The following is a 16,280-nucleotide window of genomic DNA, read 5'->3' as shown; positions in this document are numbered from 1 at the left end:
CCCCCGCCCTCACGCCAGCAGCGCGATCAGGAACTGCCCCGCGAACAGGAACGCCGCGCAGAAGCCCACCAGCGCCGGCAGCCACTGCCAGATGCCGCGCGGGGAGTCGAAGCAGGCCAGGTAGCCGAGGACGGCGACGGTGCCGAGCAGCGCGCCCAGCCAGAACGTGAGGCCGTCGTGGTGGGTGGACAGGATGGCGACGGCGGCCAGCAGGCCGAGCGGTGCCAGCAGCTGTCCCGTGCCGGGTGCGGGCCGCCGGGTCTCCCCCGTAGCGTTGCTCATGGCGCCGGATGCTACCCGGCAGGAGGGGCCGCGGCGGCTCACCGCGCCAGCCGGGAGCGGATGGCCGAACTCCGTTTCCCGCTTCCGCCCCCGCCCTCCTCCGCACCGCTCTGACCAGGCATGATCGTCCGTTCGACGGTAATGACAACGGTCACCGGTGCAGCCTTTGGATCTTTCGCAGAAGTGCGGTTTGCTTCGCAGCGAGGAGCCAGGAAGGAGCGCGCCGATGACCGAGCACGCCCATAGCCACGGGCACAGCCACAGCCATGCACACGGTGTCTCACCCGACGCGGACCGGCGCTGGCTGCGGGCCGCGCTGATCCTGCTCACCGCGTACATGGCGGTCGAGGTCGTCATCGGTGTGGTGGCGCAGTCCCTGGCACTGATCTCGGACGCCGCCCATATGCTCACCGACGCGGTCTCGATCGTGCTGGCGCTGATCGCGATGCGGCTGGCCGCGCGGCCGGCCCGCGGTGGCTTCACCTACGGGCTCAAGCGCGCCGAGATCCTCTCCGCGCAGGCCAACGGCATCACCTTGCTGCTGCTGTCCGCCTGGCTGGCGTACGAGGCCGTCGAGCGGCTGATCTCGCCGCCGAAGGTGGGCGGCGGGCTGGTGCTGGTCACCGCGCTGTCCGGGATCGTGGTCAATCTGATCTGCACCTGGCTGCTGTCCAAGGCGAACCGCTCCAGCCTGAACGTCGAGGGCGCCTATCAGCACATCCTCACCGACCTGTTCGGGTTCGTCGCCACCGCCGTCGCCGGTCTGGTCGTGCTGACGACGGGCTTCGAGCGGGCCGACGCGATCGCCACGCTCGTGGTCGTCGCGCTGATGCTGCGGGCCGGTACGGGGCTGGTGCGGGAGTCCGGCCGGATCTTCATGGAGGCTGCGCCGGCCGGCCTTGACCCGGACGCGCTGGGCGATCACCTGGTCGCCGCGGACGAGGTCGTCGAGATCCATGACCTGCACATCTGGCAGATCACCTCCGGGCAGCCGGCGCTGTCCGCGCACATCCTGGTGGCGCCGGGCGGCGACTGCCACAAGGTCCGCCGCAGCCTTCAGGAGCTGCTGAGCGGGGAGTACGGCATCACCCACGCCACCCTCCAGGTCGATCATGTCGGCGAACAGGGAGCGCCGGATGAGCTGCTGACGCTGAGTCCGCGGCCCGGTCCGGGCCCGGAGCAGCCGGCCGGCCACTGCGAGGACGCGCACGGTCCGGTGCACCGGCCGGGGCCGCACCGGCACTGAGCGGCCGGACCGCCGGGCGCGGATGTCCGGCGGGCCGTGGGCGCGCCGTTCGCGCGTCCGGCGTCACTCGGGTGAACCCCGGCCCGGGAGCGGGCCGCCTGCCACCGGTCGCGGCGGCCGCGATGCTCGGATGACGGCATGAGAACCGCCGCTGTCTGCGCGCTGCTGTGCGCCGCCACGCTCCACGCACCGTCCGCCGCCGCGTCCGCCCCGAAGGCACCGCCCGCCGTCTCGGTCACGGTGACGGTGACCGACGGCGACGACACCGAGTCCGGCAAACGGCTCGACTACCGCATCACCGTGCACAACCTGGGCGCCTCGGAGGTGCACGGCGCCCGGATCGAGCAGCGGATGCCGGCCACCACGACCTCGGCGACCGCGCCCCGCGGACGGGTCGAAGGGCACGGCGTGGGCGCGCAGAAGGTGACCTGGCGCTCCGATCTGCCGGCGCACGACATCCAGGTCTTCACCGCCACGGCCGTGCTCGGCGGCCGCGCCGACCCCGCCGCCTCCGCCGCGCCCGGCACCCGGCGCCCGGCCGCCACGGTCTGTGTCTACGTCGGCGAGTCCTTCGCCCCCACGGCCTGCTCGGGCGATGTGGACGACCTGCCGGAGAGCACCCCGGAGAGCGAGGGCGGCAGCTGGATGGGGTGGGCGGTGGGCGCCGGGGCCACCGCGCTGCTCGGGCCGGGGGTGGTGCGGGCGGTGCGGCGGCGGCGCGTCGCAAGGGCGGGCTGAGGCGGAGCCACGCGGGCGGGCCGGGCGGGGTGCCGCGCGGGCGGTCACCCATTGGCACCGGCCCCGGTCGCGGGCGGCGGAGGTTCCCACTTGCCTGGGAGATGGCCGAGGCGCGCGTCCTGCGGAGCCCCGCCGGCCCGGCCGGTCCGTGGAACGCGCCCGGTCCGCCGTGCAGGAAGGACAGGAAGGACCGGACGCGATGTCAGCGAGCGCACCCGTACGCGCGGGCGGGCGGATGACACCGCGGTCGCCGCACGGGCCGCGGCGGCGCGTCGCGCGGGCGCTGGCCGGCGGGGTGTTGCTGCTGGTGGGGGCGTTGCTGCTGCCGTTGAGCCTGGCCGCGATCTGGGCGCGGGCCGAGCTGACCGAGACCGACGGCTATGTGGCGGCGGTGGCGCCGCTGGCCGGGAACGCCGCCGTCCAGGAGGCGGTCGTCGACGATGTGACGGACGGCGTGATGGCGCATGTCCGGCTCGACGGGCTGCTGAAGGCCGTACCGCGCGCCGAGCGTCCCGCGGTGCGCCGGCACTTCACCCGCGGGGTCCGCCAGTTCGTGGAGAAGCAGGTGCGGCAGGTCGTCACCGGCCGCGGCTTTCGCACGGTGTGGAACGGGGTGCACCGGACCGCCCACCGGACGCTGGACGGCCGGCTGGCCGCGTCCGGCCGGGCCCCGGTCACGCTGGACCTCACCCCGGTCGTGGAACGCGTCAAGCGTCAGCTGTCCCACAACGGCATGGGGCTCGACCTCCTCCGGCGGGTGCCGCGGGCCGGGGTGGAGATCGTGCTGCTCAAGGCCCCGGACGTGCCCCGGATCCGGGCCGCCTACGAGGTCGTCCGCACCGGGGCGCTGCTGCTGCCGCCGGCCGCGGCGCTGTGTCTGACCGGCGGGCTGCTGCTGGCGCGGCGCCGGCGGCGGGCGCTGATCTGGGCCGGGCTGGGCTGTGCGGCGGCCGCCGGGCTGCTGGCCGCGGCGCTGGCGCTGGTCCGCAGCCGCACCCTGGACGCGCTGCCCGCCATGGTCTCCCGGCCGGCCGCGGGAGCCTACGCCGACGCCCTCACCGGACCGCTGCGCACCGGGGTCTGGCTGGTCATCGGCGCGGGCACGCTGACCGCCGCGCTGGCCGCGGCGGGACCGCCGGCGGTCCGGGCGCTGCGGGCCCGCCGGTCCGCAGCGCGCACCGGCGCCGGCTGCTGACCGCCGCTCAGATCGCCAGGACCGTCTTGCCCTGCGCCCGGCCGGTGCGGCTGGTCGCCAGGGCCTCCGGCGCCTCTTCCAGGGAGACCTCACGGCCCACGAGGACCGTCAGCCGGCCCGCGTCGACCTGGCCGGCGAGGATCTCCAGCAGCTGTGGGGAGGGGCGGTTGACGAAGTTGAAGCCGCGGAGGTTGTGCTCGGTGAGCTCGTCCGCGTCGACCGAGCCGATCAGCGAGACGGCGGTGCCCCCGTCGCGCACGGTCCGGGTCAGTCCGGCGAACTCGGTGGGGCCGCTGGTCATGTCGATCAGCACATCGACCCCGTCCGGATGGATCGCGAGGACCTGGTCGGCGATCGGGCCCGCCGTGTGGTCGACGGTCTCGGCGGCGCCCAGCGTGCGCATCAGCTCCGCCTTGGCCGGGCGGGCGGTGGCGATCACCTCGGCGCCGCGGCCGGCCGCGAGCTGGGTGACGAAGGTGCCGACGCCGCCGGTCGCGCCGACGATCAGCACCCTTCTGCCCTCAGCGATCCGGGTCTCCTCGACCAGGTTGTACGCGGTCATTCCGGCCGTCGGCACGGCCGCGGAGGTGGCGTAGGTGACGCTGCGGGCGGCGTGCGCGAGGCGCTCCTCGTCGGCGACGGCGAGCTCGCAGTACGACCCGCCGCCCTGCTCCGGCCGCTGGAACTGGCCGAACACCGCGTCACCGATGGTGAACCGCCGCACCCCGCTGCCGATGGCGAGCACCTCGCCCGCCCCGTCCGACCCCAGGACGAGAGGGAACGCGGCCGGCACGGCATCGCCGAACATCCCGTCGGCGAGCTTCCAGTCGATGGGGTTGAGTCCGGCGGCGGCCAACCGCACCAGGACCTCACCGGGCCCTGGTTCGGGCTGCGGCAGCTCCATGAGCTGCGGCTGTTCACCGAATGCGCTGACTGCTACGGCTCTCATCGTGGCGCTCCCTTCCACCTACCGACCGGTGGCCGAAGTGGATCGTAAGCACGCCGGCCGGGCCGGAGGCGGCAGGAGGAGAGGCGGTGCGGCGGAAGCAACTCGTACGGCCCCGCGCCCCGGGGCTGTCCGGCCCAGGCTCGCCGGGACGCGGTCGCACGAGCCGCGGCGGCCCGGCCGGCGGTCCGCGCCAGCGGTGCGGTGCGGTGCAGGGCCCTTGCCGGGTGCCGCTCGGCGCCAGCCTGGTGAATTCCCCGGTCCCGGCGTCGCGGCGCACGGCGTTCGGCTCGCCGGCGGCTCCGCCTCGGGTACACATGACGCCATGCGCGTTCTGGTGGTGGAGGACGAGGAGTGTCTCGCGGACTTGATCGCCGCGGAGCTGCGCCGTGCGGCGATCGTGGTGGACATCGCCCACGACGGCCGCGCGGCACTGGCCGGACTGCGGCTCGGCGGGTACGACGTGCTCGTCCTGGACCACGAGCTGCCCGCACCGCACGGTGCAACCCTCCGCCGGTATGTGGTGGCGGAGCGGCTGCCGACCCGGGTGCTGCTGCTCACCGCGGCCGGCCCGGACGACGACCGGGCGGCGGACCCGGTGCCGGCCGCGGACGACTGGCTGGCCAAGCCCTTCGCCCCCGAGGAGTTGCTCGCCCGGGTCGTCGCGCTGGGCCGGCCCGCCCGCCACGCGGAGCCGCAGCTCATCGAGCGGGCCGGCGTCACCGTCGACACCGCGCGCGGGCTGGCCGCCCGCGACGGCCGCCCGCTGGCGCTGTCGCGTACCGAGTTCGGGGTGCTCGAAGTGCTGCTGCGGGCACAGGGCGCGGTGGTCAGCGGCGACGAGCTGATCGAGGAGGTGTGGGAGGAACACACCAGCTACGGCGGCAACGCCGTACGCGTCACCCTCGGCGCGCTGCGGGCCAAGCTCGGCGACCCGCCGGTGATCGAGGCGGTGCCGGCCGGCGGGTACCGGATGGCCGACGCGCGATGATCCGGTTCGACTCCGTCACCAAGCGCTACCCCGACGGGACCACCGCCGTTGACGGCCTCTCCTTCGAGGTCGGCGAGGGGGAGTTGGTGACGCTGGTAGGGCCCTCGGGCTGCGGCAAGACGACGACCATGATGATGGTCAACCGGCTCATCGACCCCACGCACGGGCGAATCTACGTCGACGGTGCGGACATCGCGGGCGTCGACCCGGTCACCCTGCGCCGCGGGATCGGCTATGTCATCCAGCAGACCGGGCTCTTCCCGCACCGCACCGTGCTCGACAACACCGCGACCGTGCCCTTTCTGACCGGCTGGAAGAAGGCCAGGGCCCGCGCGCGGGCCGCCGAACTCCTGGATCTGGTCGGCCTGGACCCGGCCGTCTACGGCCCGCGCTACCCCGAGCAGCTCTCCGGCGGCCAGCGGCAGCGCGTCGGGGTGGCCCGTGCGCTCGCCGCCGACCCGCCCGTGCTGTTGATGGACGAGCCGTTCGGTGCGGTCGACCCGGTCGTGCGCGACCGGCTACAGAAGGAGTTCCTGCGGCTTCAGGCCGATCTGCACAAGACGGTGCTGCTGGTCACCCATGACATCGAGGAGGCCATCCGGCTGGGCGACCGGATCGCGGTCTACGGAGCCGGCCGGATCGAGCAGTACGACACCCCCGCGAGCGTCCTCGGCGCCCCCGCGACCCCCTATGTCGCCGAATTCGTCGGTACCGACCGGGCGTTGAAGCAGCTCTCGGTCACCGGTATCGACCGTGCTGACCTCGAACGCCCGCCGTGCGTCCGGCTCGGCGAACCCGCCGCGGACGCCAGGGCACTGCTGCGGGCCGAGGGCGCCCGCTGGGCGGTGGTGCTCGACGAGGACGGCGCGCTGCACGGCTGGGTGGGCACGGAGGAGCTGGCCGGCGGGGAGGGCACGGTTGCCGGTCACGCCCGCCGGATGGAGGCCTGGGTGCCGGTGACCGGCACCCTCAAGGCGGCCTTCAGCGAGATGCTCAAGCACGACGCCGGCTGGATCGCGGTCCTGGACGGCCACCGGTTCCTGGGCGTCCTGACCCCGACCAAGCTCCATGAGGCATTGCGCCGCACCATCGGTTCGGACGAGCAGGGAATGCCGCGGGAGCGGGCCGAGGTGGACTCGGTGCCCACGGAGTGAGAGCGTCGGGAGGGCCGTTTCACGTGAAACGCCCGGCCTGCCGCGCTGCGCGGCGTTTCACGTGAAACGCCGGCCCGGTCACCGCTCGCGTCATGGGCACGGTCACGGTCACCGCACCCGTCACGTCTCCCGCGCGGTATCAGCCCTTGGGCAACAGCCCTTTGGATTTCAGGTAGTTGCGCGCCACATCCGCCGGCAGCCGCCGCCAGCTGTCCACCTGCTCGTTGAGGTACGCCAGATCGGCAGTGGTCAGCACCTTGTTGAGGCGGTTGAGCGCGGCGGCCGGCCCCGCGCCGCCGGCACGGGCGCGGTTCACGACGGGGAGGACGTAATCGGCGTTCTGAAGCTTCTTGTCGTCGGTGAGCAGCACCAGGCCGAACCGGTCGAGGGTGGCATCGGTGCTGGTGGTGAGCACCATCTGGTCCTGGCCGTTCTGCACGGCCTGCTTGGCGGGCGTGGTGCCGACGCCCTTCGGGTCGATGGCGGTGATGTTGATCCCGTAGCGCTTCTTCAGCCCCGGCGCGCAGAACGGCCGCTGAACGCACTCATCGCCCGCGGCCAGCCGCACCGGCAGCTTGGCGCGGCCCAGATCGCTGAGGGTCTTGAGGTGGTGCTTGCGGGCGTAGGCGGCGCTCACCGCGAAGGCGTTCTGGTCGACGGCCCGGCCGGCCGGGAGCACGGTCAGACCACGCGGGCCGGCGAGCCGGCGCAGCGCGGCCATGGTGGCACCGATGGCGGGCGAGGCCACCGGGGGCGCCTTGGAGCCCTTGTTCTTGGCGTTGAGCCAGTCCGCGAAGGTGGCGGCGTACTCAGGTACGACATCGATCTGCCCCACTTCCAGGGCGGGTTCGTACAGCTCGCGGTTGCCGACGGTCACCACACGGGTCCGGTACCCGGCATGGTCGAGCAGCGCCGCGTACATCTGGGCCAGCAGCTCGCTCTCGGTGAAGCCGGCCGAGCCGATGGTCAGTTCGTGGCTGTCGCCGGGGGAGGCGGTGATCGCGGCGCGGGTCTCCAGCGAAGGGCCGCTGGTGCAGGCCGCGAGCCCGAGGCCGACGGCGGCCGCGACGGCGGCGACAGCGGCCCTCATCGAGCCCGTCCGCGGGCCCACCCCGGTGCCCACCGCTGGGCCAGCTCGAAGACCGCCTCCATCAGCAGCGCGAACACCGCGACCAGCACCGCTCCGGCGACCACCTGCGGGGTGCTGGCCAGGTTGAACCCGGCGGTGATGATCCGGCCGAGCCCGCCGCCGCCCACCAGCGCGGCGAGCGTGGCGGTGGCCACCAGCTGCACCGCGGCGATCCGGATACCGGTCAGGACGAGCGGAGAGGCGAGCGGCACCTCGACCCGCCACACCAGCTGGGTGCCGGTCATCCCCATCCCCCGGGCGGCCCGCACCACGTTCTGGTCCACCTCACGCATCCCGACATACGCGTTGGTCAGCAGTGGCGGAATGGCGAACAACACCAGCGCGATGATGGTCGGCCACTGCCCGTGCCGTCCAATCGGGGTGAGCAGCAGCAGGACGAGGACGGCGAAGGTCGGCACCGCGCGGCCGATGTTGGCGAGGTTGACGGCCAGCGCCCCGCCGCGGCCCAGGTGCCCGAGGGTCAGGGCGACCGGCAGCGCGATCAGGGCACTGATGACCAGACAGGAGAAGGTGAGCACGAGGTGCTGTTCGAGGCGGTGCCAGACGCCGTTCTCACCGGACCAGTTGGCGGCGGTGGTCAGCCATCCCCAGACCGCGGAGACGGTGTTCATGTCCGCCGCCCGAGGGCCGCGACCAGGCGCTTGGGTCCGGCGGTGGCCCGGGACCGCACCGTCCGCCGGCTCGCCCGCCGCCAGGGGGTGAGCAGCCGTTCCGCACCGAGCAGCAGCAGATCGAAGGCCACCGCGAGGAGCACACAGAGCACGGACGCGGTGAGCACCTGCGCCTTGAAGAACGCGTTCATGCCAGTGTAGATGAGGTTGCCCAGTCCGCCGTATCCGACGATGGCGCCGACGGTGGTGAGCGCGACCGCCGAGACCGTGGCGATCCGCAACCCGGCCATCGCCGCCGGCACGGCCAGCGGCAGCTCAACGGTCAGCAGTTGGCGCATCGGCCCGTACCCCATGCCCCGGGCGGCTTCCGTGGCCTCGGCGGGCACCCCGTCCAGCCCCGCCAGGATGTTCCGTACGAGCAGGGTGAGGGAGTACAGCGCGAGGCCGACCACCACGAGGGTGGCGGACAGCCCGTAGACCGGCAGCAGCAGCGAGAACATCGCCAGCGACGGGATCGTGTAGAGGACCGTGGTGATGCCGAGCACCGGTCCGACCGTCCAGCGTCTGCGCCGGGCCAGCAGCGCCAGCGGGACCGCGATCACCAGCCCGAGCGCCACCGAGAACACCGTCAGCTGGAGGTGCTGGAGGAGCGCGTCGAGAAGGATCTGCCGACGGGTGCTCAGGTAGTCGCCGCAGATCCAGTCGTTGTGCGCCAGGCAGTCGTCCGGCGGCGGTGCGGTCACGGTATGAGTCCACCGCGGCGGGGGCGGGGTGTCGCGGCGGACGCGTCCGATCGGGGTGGACGCGGACGGCCTCCGCCGCCGTGCCTCCCACCCGCCCCTTCCGCCTCCTCTGCCCCGTACGCACCTCGCGTATACACGCGGTGTGTACTGCCTATGTATAGTTCCCTCGAGTCCTCTCGACCGCTGTCACCGATGGTCGGCGCGGCGCGGCACCGCCCCGTACGCGTCGGCTTTGCCATGCGCAAAAACACAGGTCACGGGCTCGTTGTCGACCCCCCGCGCCCGAAGAGAGACCCGTATGCCGAAGCCGATATCCACGGCCCGCCGCACGTCCATAGCCGGGCTGCTGACGGCCGCCACCCTGGCCCTCAGCGGCTGCGCCACCTACGACGTCACCGCCCCGGCCGACGCCCGCGCCGACGCACCGGCGGCCGACGCCAAAGCGAAGGACGCCTCGGCCGAGGGCGGCAAGGCCCCGCGGGACGCGGCCGGTGACGCCGTCGACTGCCGCAAGGCCAAGTGCGTCGCGCTCACCTTCGACGCGGGCCCCAGCGAGCACACCAACCGCCTGCTGGACATCCTCAAGAAGGAGAAGGTCCACGCGTCCTTCTTCATGCTGGGCAAGAACCATGTGGACAAGCGCCCCGCCGAAGTGAAGCGGATCGACGCCGAGGGCCATGAGCTGGCCAACCACACCTGGTCGCACCAGATTCTGACCGACATCCCGGCCGCATCGGCCAAGCGCGAGATGTCCCGCCTCCAGGACGCGGTCCGCAAGATCACCGGCAAGACGCCCCGGCTGATGCGCCCGCCGCAGGGCAGGACCGATGAGACGGTCTCCACAATCAGCAAGGACCTCGGCCTGGCCCAGGTCCTGTGGAGCGTGACCGCCAAGGACTACCAGACCAACGACTCGGCCCTGATCACCAAGCGGGTGCTCGAACAGACCGAGCGCGACGGCATCATCCTGCTGCACGACATCTACCCGGGGACCGTGCCGGCCGTCCCCGGCATCCTCAAGGAGCTGAAGAAGCGCGGCTACACGATCGTCACGGTCTCCCAGCTGCTCTCCCCGGCGAAGCCCCAGCCGGGCATGGTCTACCGCCCGTAGCGCGGCCGGGACGCGCGCAACGGTCCACTCCGCGTCCGCCGTCGGCTTTCCGCGCCCGCCCCGGCCCTCGACGCCCACATGCAATAGGGGCGCCGGACAGCTCCGGCGCCCCTGTTCAGCTCACTCGCGGCTCACCTCTGGGGGCGCTCCGCCTCCACCCGCCGGCGGCCCTTGTTGTCGTCGGACGACGACGGTGCCGCGGACGGCGTGGCCCGCTGCCCCGGGGCGCCGCCCTTGCCCACGCCCGGCTTGCGCTGCGGGATCGCCTCGGTGTCCTGGGGGAACGTCAGCTGCTGGCTCTGCCACTGAAGGGCCGGCACGACCTCCCGCCGCCAGGTCGTGAACTGGTGGCTGCCCTGCGGCAGGATGATGGATTCGGTCGTCATCGGCGACTTGGCCGCCCGCAGGAACTTCATGGTGTCGCCGTAATCCGCCTCTCCCTTACGGCTGCTGGCCACCAGCGCGGAGATCTGCGGCGCGGGGAGGTTCTTCAGCCGCCACAGCAGATCGTGCTCGCGCTCGCGCCGGGCGCCCTCCGGACCGGGGCCGAAGAGGCTGCCGGTGGTCAGGTCGTCCTTGATCGCGTAGTCACCGGAGAGCGAGACCGCCGAGGTGTAGACCTTCGGGCTACGCATCGCCAGCTGCAACGAGCAGGTACCGCCGGACGAGTAGCCGAACGCGCCCCAGGCGCTGGGGTCCCGGCCCACCCGGTAGGCCGACTTCATGGCGTCCGGCAGGTCCTTGGTGAAGAACGTCTCGGCCTGCGGCCCGCCCGGCACATCCACACACTCCGTGTCGCGCGGCGGGGCGATCGTCGGCCGGACCATCACGATGACCGTCGGCTGCATCTTGCCCTGCGCGATCAGCCGGCCGGCGTTCTGCGGCACCTGGAGGTGCTGGGCGAGGTTCATGATCCCGCCGGGGTAGCCGCTGATGACGACCATGACGGGGAACCGCTGGCGGCGGAACTGCTGCTGGAAATACTGCGGCGGGAGATAGACGAAGCCCGGGTTGATGGCCCGGCTGCGACGGCCGATGATCTTCACGGACTCGACCTTGCCCACCCGGTCGGCGGGCCCCTTGGGAAGTCCGCTCACCCGGTCGAGCCCCTGCGGACCGGCCGGCTGGACCAGTCCGCCCTTGAGGTTGCCGATCGAGGCGTACTGCCCGCCGCCCTGGCTCAGGGATGCCGGCGCCTCGTCGGTGTTGCCCAGCAGTTCGTCCCAGTTGCCATAGAACTCGTAGTTCGTGTTCACGGCGAGGGCGAGCGCGCACACGATCGACACCTGGGTGACCACGATCGCGCCCAGCCGGCCGAGGACGGCCGCCACGCCGCGCCGCGCCAGCCGGGGCCAGAGCCAGACCGTGGCGGCGACACAGAGCACCGCCAGCACGATCACCGTGTATTCGAGCGACTGACTGGTCAGCCCCATGCGCCCACATCTCCCGTCACCCTAGGAAGGGTTCTTGCCTTCTTAACCGGCCGCCTTAGGCACAACGGACGGCTCCGGACAATGGTCACCGGAGAAGACGGGCACACCTGCGCATCGGATACCTGAGCGACACACTTCTTACCCTGCTCTTGCCACATTGTTTCCGCGGCGTGATGTGGCGGGACGGGAGGAACCGCCGGGGCACGTCGCGGGACGGGCGCGGGGCCAGGGGACGGGGCGGCGCCCAGGGGGACGGGGAGCCGGCCCCCGCCCCCATGGGCACCTGCCGTTCCCTCACATACCGATGTCCCGCCCGTCCTTCCGCCACACGCCCACTACGGAGGGGCGGACCAACTCCCCTTCCCCGTCCGGCCATTGCGAGGCGGGCCGCTCCACACTGGCTCCGTCCACCTCACCCGGATGCTGCACGGCGACCAGCACCCGGCGCTCCTGTACGACCGGCCCGCAGGTCTCGGCTCCCGTGGGCACCGTCAGGAACTGCCGGACCTCACCCCGCCGTTCTCCCGCGGTCGCCACGCCGAACAGCCCGTCATGGCTGCCCAGCGCATTTCCGTCGGTCGATATCCAGAGATTTCCGTGCACATCAAAGGTGATGTTGTCCGGGCAGGAAATCGGGCTGACCTGGTCCTTGGGGAATCCGCCGAAATAGGTGGCCGGGTCCTCCGGGTCACCGCACACCAGGAACAGCCGCCAGTCGAAACGGTCCGCCGCCGGGTCGTCCCACCGCTCGCTGAGTTCCAGAATCTGCCCGTGCTTGTTCTCCTTGCGCGGATTGGCCTCGTCCGCCGGAGCCTTGCCGGTCTTTCCGCGGTCGCTGTTGTTGGTCAGGGCGATATAGACCCGCCCGGTCCGCGGGCTGGGCTCGACATCCTCCGGCCGGTCCATCTTCGTGGCGCCCACCTTGTCGGCGGCCATCCGGGTGAAGACATAGACCTCTTCCGCCGTCATTCCCGGCACATGCGAGGTGTCGCCGCTGGCCAGCGGAATCCACTCCCCCGACCCGTCGAACTCGCCGTCCTTCGGCAGCTTGCCCGAGCCGTCGATCTCCCCCGCCGGGCTGTCACCGGTGAACTTGGCGACATAGAGCGTCCCCTCGTCCAGCAGCGTCCGGTTGTGCTCCCGCGCGGCCCGTGACGTCCCCTGCTTCATCCGCCGGGCGGAGACGAACTTGTAGAAGTAATCGAACTTCTCGTCATCGCCCATGTAGAGAACGGGCCGGCCGTCCGCCGTCAGCCGCGGTTCGGCCGCCTCGTGCTTGAACCGCCCCAGCGCCGTCAGCTTCCGCGGTGTCGACTCGGGATCGTGCGGGTCGATTTCCACCACCCAGCCGAAGCGGTGCGGCTCATTCGGCTCCCGCGCCACATCGAAGCGCTTGTCGAAACGCTCCCACTTACGCTGGCTCGCCCCGCCGGTAATGCCGTACCGCTTGAGACGGGCGGCCGCCGTCGGATCGGTGACCTCGCCCCCGTTGGCGAAATACTGGTTGAAATTCTCCTCGCCGGACAGCACCGTCCCCCAGGGCGTGATGCCGCCGCCGCAGTTGTTGAGCGTCCCCAGAATGCGCGTCCCCTTGGGGTCGGCGGACGTCTTCAGCAGGTCGCTGCCCGCCGCGGGGCCGGTGACCTCGAACGGCGTGGTGCCGGTGATCCGCCGGTTGAGCCGGTGCCGGGACACCGCCGTCAGCCGCCCGCTGTGCCGCTCCTCCTGGACGACCAGTACGGACAGCCCGTGCGCCGCCCAGCCGATCTCGGCCTGCTCCCGCGTCGGCGCCTCCGCGTCGTACCCGGCGAACATCAGCTGCTCGTCGGTGTACTCATGGTTGATCACCAGCAGCTGCCGGTGCCGCTCGCCCGGCACGTCCAGCACAGCCATGTAGTCGTTGTTGTAACCGAACTGCCCCGCCTGCGCCTTCGCCGACTGCCGGTCCGGGTCGAAGGCCGGCGCCCCGCGCAGGATCGGGTCGCCCCACCGGATGACGATGTTCTGCGCGTGCCCCTCGGGGACGACGACCGCGTCGGTCTTGTTCGGCGCCACGGTGGCGAACCGCAGCCCGCGCGCCGCCTTGTGGCCCTTCCCGCCCGGGGACGCCGGGCCGGGCACCGGCGCCGCGACGGCCGGCGGCGCACCCACGCCGCCCACCACGCCGCCGGCTGCCGCCGCCACCGTCACGACCGCGGCGGCCCGCACCATCGAACGCCGGGACAGCGCACCGGCGATGACGTCACCGACGTAGGCGTTGTCGCTGGTGTTCGGCGTCTCGTGGAAGCAGGCGTCACCACAGCGGTAGCGGCACGTCATGGCCGAACGCCCACCAGGATGCGAGCCGATCAACGGCAGGAACTTGCGCACATTTCCCCCTCTATGACGGAGTCGAGCGAGGTCGAACGGTGTGCGGCGCAGCCGATAGGGAGGCGAGCACCGTCGTTCGGTTCGCGGTCATGGTTCGCCGTGACGCTAAAGGGGCCGATCCGCCACATGACGACGCAAACATGAACAGGCGGTGAATCCGGGGGGACGGCAGGTCCGCGCGGCACCGTACGAGGAGTCAATCCCGGCTCCGGGAAGGGCAAAACGACGCAAACAACGGCGGCCCGGAGTGCGGGAAGGATGCAGTCCGGTATCGAAAATTCCGTACGGGGCCATGCGCCGCGGCGGTGCGCACACTGTTGATCAACCTCGTACGCAGGACCGATGTCTCCGCGGCGGAACTCCGGCGCCCGGTCGAAACCCGCCGGCCCGTCACAGCCCCCGGATGGCCCACCACTACAAGGCGCGGGGTCCCACGATGAGGCCGGTCCCGGCCGCTACCCTTACGTATCCGTCCTGGTCAGGGACATGTCCGTGCGTCACGGACATACGCCGCACCCAGCACCCGCAAGAGAGGTTCGCCGATGGGCATTCGGAGTCTGCTGCGCAACGCTTTCGGTCGCTCCAAGGCGACCCGTGAAGAAACCGGCGCGGCCCCGAGCGGCGCCGACAAGCCGGAGTCCGCGACCATCCCGGAGGCCCGCGAGGAGTCCACACCGGCCCCCGCCACTCCGGAAGCCGAGGTCCCGGCCGCCCGGACGGCCCCCACGGAGGCCCCCGCCACGGACCCGGCACCGACGACCCCGACACTGCCCGCCCAGGGCAGCCGCGCGGACCGTGCGGAGCGTGCGGAGCGGGCGGAGCGGGCGGCGGAGAGCTCCCCGGGCCGTGAGGAGCCGGCGGCCGGCGACGACGCCACCGTGGCGGTCGCGCCGTCCGTGTCGGCCGAGGGCGAGGCCGGTGCCGATGCCGTCGCCGATCTCGTGAGCCAGGCCTTCGACAAGCCGGGCACGGCGGCGGCCGAGACCGAACCGGCGGCCGAGGCGGCTGAGACTAAGGCGGAGCCGGAGCCGGAGCCGGAGGCAGAGGTCGAGGCGGAGGTCGAGGTCGAGGCCAAGGCGGAGGTCGAGGCGGAGCCGGAGGCCGAGGTCGAGGCCAAGGCGGGGGGCAAGGCCAAGGCGGAGGTTGTCGCAGAGCCCGAGGTGACGGCGGACGCGCAGGCCGAGGCCGCGGCCGACGCCGTCGAGCCGGAGCCCGAGGTGGCGGCGGAGCCCGAGCCGCAGGCGGCCACGCCGGAACCCGTGCAGCAGCCGGAGGCCGACGCGGAGCCCGAGCCGGAGGCCGACGCAAAGCCCGCGGCGGAGGCGAAGCCGGAGGACGAGGCGAAGGCCGCGGCCGAGCCGCAGGCCGCGGACCTTCCCAAGGACGAGCCGAAGGCCGCAGCGCCCAACACGGAGGCCCCCCAGAAGGCCGAGCCGAAGGACGAGCCCAAGGCCGACCACCCCACCGCCGACCAGCCCGAGGCCGAGGCCCGCACCGCCTCCGCCGTCGCGGCCTCGCTCCCCACTACCGCCCCCGCCCTCGTCAGCCTCTACAAGGCCGCGGGCAGCACCCTGGAGAAGCACGGCCTCGCCACCCAGCGCGCCGCCGTCTACCTGGTCCTGGACCGCTCCGGCTCGATGCGCCCTTACTACAAGGACGGCACCGTCCAGAACCTCGCCGAGCAGGCCCTCGGCCTCTCCGCGCACCTCGACGACGACGCCACCGTGCCGGTGATCTTCTTCTCCACCGACATCGACGGCACCGCCGACCTCGACCTCACCAACTACGAGGGCCGGATCGAGGAACTGCACGCCGGGCTGGGCCACATGGGCCGTACGAACTACCACTGGGCCATCAACGCGGTCGTCGACCACTACAAGAAGTCCGGCGCCACCGCCCCGGCCTTCGTCATCTTCCAGACGGACGGCGCCCCGACCTCCAAGCCGGCCGCCGAGAAGGCGCTCTGCGAGGCGGCCGGGCTCCCGATCTTCTGGCAGTTCATCGGCTTCGGTGACCCGGACGCCAAGGGCTTCGACTTCCTCCGCAAGCTCGACGACCTGGCCGTCCCGGAGAAGCGCGCGGTCGACAACGCAGGCTTCTTCCACGCCGGCCGGGACCCGCGCAGCCTCTCCCACGACGAGCTCTACCAGCAGCTGATGGTCGAGTTCCCCGAGTGGCTCACCGAGGCCCGCGCGGCCGGCGTCCTCAAGGACAGCTGACCGCCCTCGCCTCCACCACACCCGACTCCTCACCGGCCGGGGGGGGGGGGGGGGGGGGGGGGGGGGGGGGGGGGGGGGGGGGGGGGGGGGG

Annotated in this window: 14 protein-coding genes; 7 read left to right on the top strand and 7 right to left on the bottom strand. The window is 72.4% G+C overall.

What is annotated here, in order from left to right:
• Positions 1–9 precede the first annotated feature (9 nt).
• Positions 10–282: a hypothetical protein gene (locus AC3EUV_RS28980; RefSeq protein ID WP_042151247.1), complete on the bottom strand. Its 273-nt coding sequence runs from the start codon at positions 280–282 to the stop codon at positions 10–12.
• 226 nt (positions 283–508) lie between these two features.
• Between AC3EUV_RS28980 and AC3EUV_RS28975 the strand changes: the two genes are divergently transcribed.
• From AC3EUV_RS28975 to AC3EUV_RS28965, 3 genes are all read left to right on the top strand, one after another.
• Positions 509–1,528: a cation diffusion facilitator family transporter gene (locus AC3EUV_RS28975; RefSeq protein ID WP_432141273.1), complete on the top strand. Its 1,020-nt coding sequence runs from the start codon at positions 509–511 to the stop codon at positions 1,526–1,528.
• 138 nt (positions 1,529–1,666) lie between these two features.
• Entirely contained in the window at positions 1,667–2,266 is a 600-nt protein-coding gene (locus AC3EUV_RS28970; protein WP_435604219.1) for a hypothetical protein, read from the top strand.
• Positions 2,267–2,465: 199 nt separating this feature from the next.
• On the top strand, positions 2,466–3,461 hold the full coding sequence (locus AC3EUV_RS28965; protein WP_435604218.1) for a hypothetical protein: 996 nt from the start codon (positions 2,466–2,468) through the stop codon (positions 3,459–3,461).
• A gap of 7 nt (positions 3,462–3,468) precedes the next feature.
• Here the strand turns inward: AC3EUV_RS28965 and AC3EUV_RS28960 are convergent, their stop codons facing one another.
• Positions 3,469–4,410, bottom strand: a complete 942-nt coding sequence (locus AC3EUV_RS28960; protein WP_432141276.1) for an NADP-dependent oxidoreductase — start codon at positions 4,408–4,410, stop codon at positions 3,469–3,471.
• A gap of 322 nt (positions 4,411–4,732) precedes the next feature.
• On the opposite strand from AC3EUV_RS28960, the gene AC3EUV_RS28955 reads away from it, so the two are divergent.
• On the top strand, positions 4,733–5,398 hold the full coding sequence (locus AC3EUV_RS28955; protein ID WP_432141277.1) for a response regulator transcription factor: 666 nt from the start codon (positions 4,733–4,735) through the stop codon (positions 5,396–5,398).
• Positions 5,395–6,552, top strand: a complete 1,158-nt coding sequence (locus tag AC3EUV_RS28950) for an ABC transporter ATP-binding protein (protein WP_432141278.1) — start codon at positions 5,395–5,397, stop codon at positions 6,550–6,552. The genes AC3EUV_RS28955 and AC3EUV_RS28950 overlap by 4 nt, the downstream gene beginning before the upstream one ends.
• Before the next feature lie 139 nt (positions 6,553–6,691).
• On the opposite strand, the gene AC3EUV_RS28945 is transcribed toward AC3EUV_RS28950, so the two are convergent.
• From AC3EUV_RS28945 to AC3EUV_RS28935, 3 genes are read right to left on the bottom strand one after another with little or no spacing between them, the layout of a single operon-like run.
• On the bottom strand, positions 6,692–7,642 hold the full coding sequence (locus AC3EUV_RS28945; protein WP_432141279.1) for an ABC transporter substrate-binding protein: 951 nt from the start codon (positions 7,640–7,642) through the stop codon (positions 6,692–6,694).
• Positions 7,639–8,313 (bottom strand): ABC transporter permease, encoded by a 675-nt coding sequence (locus AC3EUV_RS28940; protein WP_435604217.1) that lies wholly within the window; start codon positions 8,311–8,313, stop codon positions 7,639–7,641. Before AC3EUV_RS28940 ends, AC3EUV_RS28945 begins: the two co-directional genes overlap by 4 nt.
• Positions 8,310–9,056 carry an ABC transporter permease gene (locus AC3EUV_RS28935; protein WP_432141281.1) on the bottom strand — a complete coding sequence of 249 codons (747 nt, stop codon included), beginning with the start codon at positions 9,054–9,056 and terminating at the stop codon, positions 8,310–8,312. The genes AC3EUV_RS28940 and AC3EUV_RS28935 overlap by 4 nt, the downstream gene beginning before the upstream one ends.
• 298 nt (positions 9,057–9,354) lie before the next feature.
• Between AC3EUV_RS28935 and AC3EUV_RS28930 the strand changes: the two genes are divergently transcribed.
• The gene (locus AC3EUV_RS28930; RefSeq protein ID WP_435604216.1) at positions 9,355–10,167 is read left to right on the top strand and encodes a polysaccharide deacetylase family protein; all 813 of its coding nucleotides are present in this window, start codon (positions 9,355–9,357) and stop codon (positions 10,165–10,167) included.
• Positions 10,168–10,298: 131 nt separating this feature from the next.
• On the opposite strand, the gene AC3EUV_RS28925 is transcribed toward AC3EUV_RS28930, so the two are convergent.
• Positions 10,299–11,600 (bottom strand): alpha/beta hydrolase, encoded by a 1,302-nt coding sequence (locus tag AC3EUV_RS28925; RefSeq protein WP_435604215.1) that lies wholly within the window; start codon positions 11,598–11,600, stop codon positions 10,299–10,301.
• 294 nt (positions 11,601–11,894) lie between these two features.
• Positions 11,895–13,970, bottom strand: a complete 2,076-nt coding sequence (locus tag AC3EUV_RS28920) for a PhoX family protein (protein WP_435604214.1) — start codon at positions 13,968–13,970, stop codon at positions 11,895–11,897.
• Positions 13,971–14,512: 542 nt separating this feature from the next.
• On the opposite strand from AC3EUV_RS28920, the gene AC3EUV_RS28915 reads away from it, so the two are divergent.
• Entirely contained in the window at positions 14,513–16,189 is a 1,677-nt protein-coding gene (locus AC3EUV_RS28915; protein ID WP_435604213.1) for a VWA domain-containing protein, read from the top strand.
• Positions 16,190–16,280: the final 91 nt, after the last annotated feature.

The organism is Streptomyces sp. bgisy130, assembly GCF_057708345.1.
This window is presented reverse-complemented; position numbering and strand designations above follow the sequence as displayed.

What these genes read in the sequence shown, in the direction of transcription:
- AC3EUV_RS28980 (WP_042151247.1), bottom strand. Translation starts at nt 282, where the DNA reads ATGAGCAACGCTACGGGGGAGACCCGGCGGCCCGCACCCGGCACGGGA.
- AC3EUV_RS28975 (WP_432141273.1), top strand. Translation starts at nt 509, where the DNA reads ATGACCGAGCACGCCCATAGCCACGGGCACAGCCACAGCCATGCACAC.
- AC3EUV_RS28970 (WP_435604219.1), top strand. Translation starts at nt 1,667, where the DNA reads ATGAGAACCGCCGCTGTCTGCGCGCTGCTGTGCGCCGCCACGCTCCAC.
- AC3EUV_RS28965 (WP_435604218.1), top strand. Translation starts at nt 2,466, where the DNA reads ATGTCAGCGAGCGCACCCGTACGCGCGGGCGGGCGGATGACACCGCGG.
- AC3EUV_RS28960 (WP_432141276.1), bottom strand. Translation starts at nt 4,410, where the DNA reads ATGAGAGCCGTAGCAGTCAGCGCATTCGGTGAACAGCCGCAGCTCATG.
- AC3EUV_RS28955 (WP_432141277.1), top strand. Translation starts at nt 4,733, where the DNA reads ATGCGCGTTCTGGTGGTGGAGGACGAGGAGTGTCTCGCGGACTTGATC.
- AC3EUV_RS28950 (WP_432141278.1), top strand. Translation starts at nt 5,395, where the DNA reads ATGATCCGGTTCGACTCCGTCACCAAGCGCTACCCCGACGGGACCACC.
- AC3EUV_RS28945 (WP_432141279.1), bottom strand. Translation starts at nt 7,642, where the DNA reads ATGAGGGCCGCTGTCGCCGCCGTCGCGGCCGCCGTCGGCCTCGGGCTC.
- AC3EUV_RS28940 (WP_435604217.1), bottom strand. Translation starts at nt 8,313, where the DNA reads ATGAACACCGTCTCCGCGGTCTGGGGATGGCTGACCACCGCCGCCAAC.
- AC3EUV_RS28930 (WP_435604216.1), top strand. Translation starts at nt 9,355, where the DNA reads ATGCCGAAGCCGATATCCACGGCCCGCCGCACGTCCATAGCCGGGCTG.
- AC3EUV_RS28925 (WP_435604215.1), bottom strand. Translation starts at nt 11,600, where the DNA reads ATGGGGCTGACCAGTCAGTCGCTCGAATACACGGTGATCGTGCTGGCG.
- AC3EUV_RS28915 (WP_435604213.1), top strand. Translation starts at nt 14,513, where the DNA reads ATGGGCATTCGGAGTCTGCTGCGCAACGCTTTCGGTCGCTCCAAGGCG.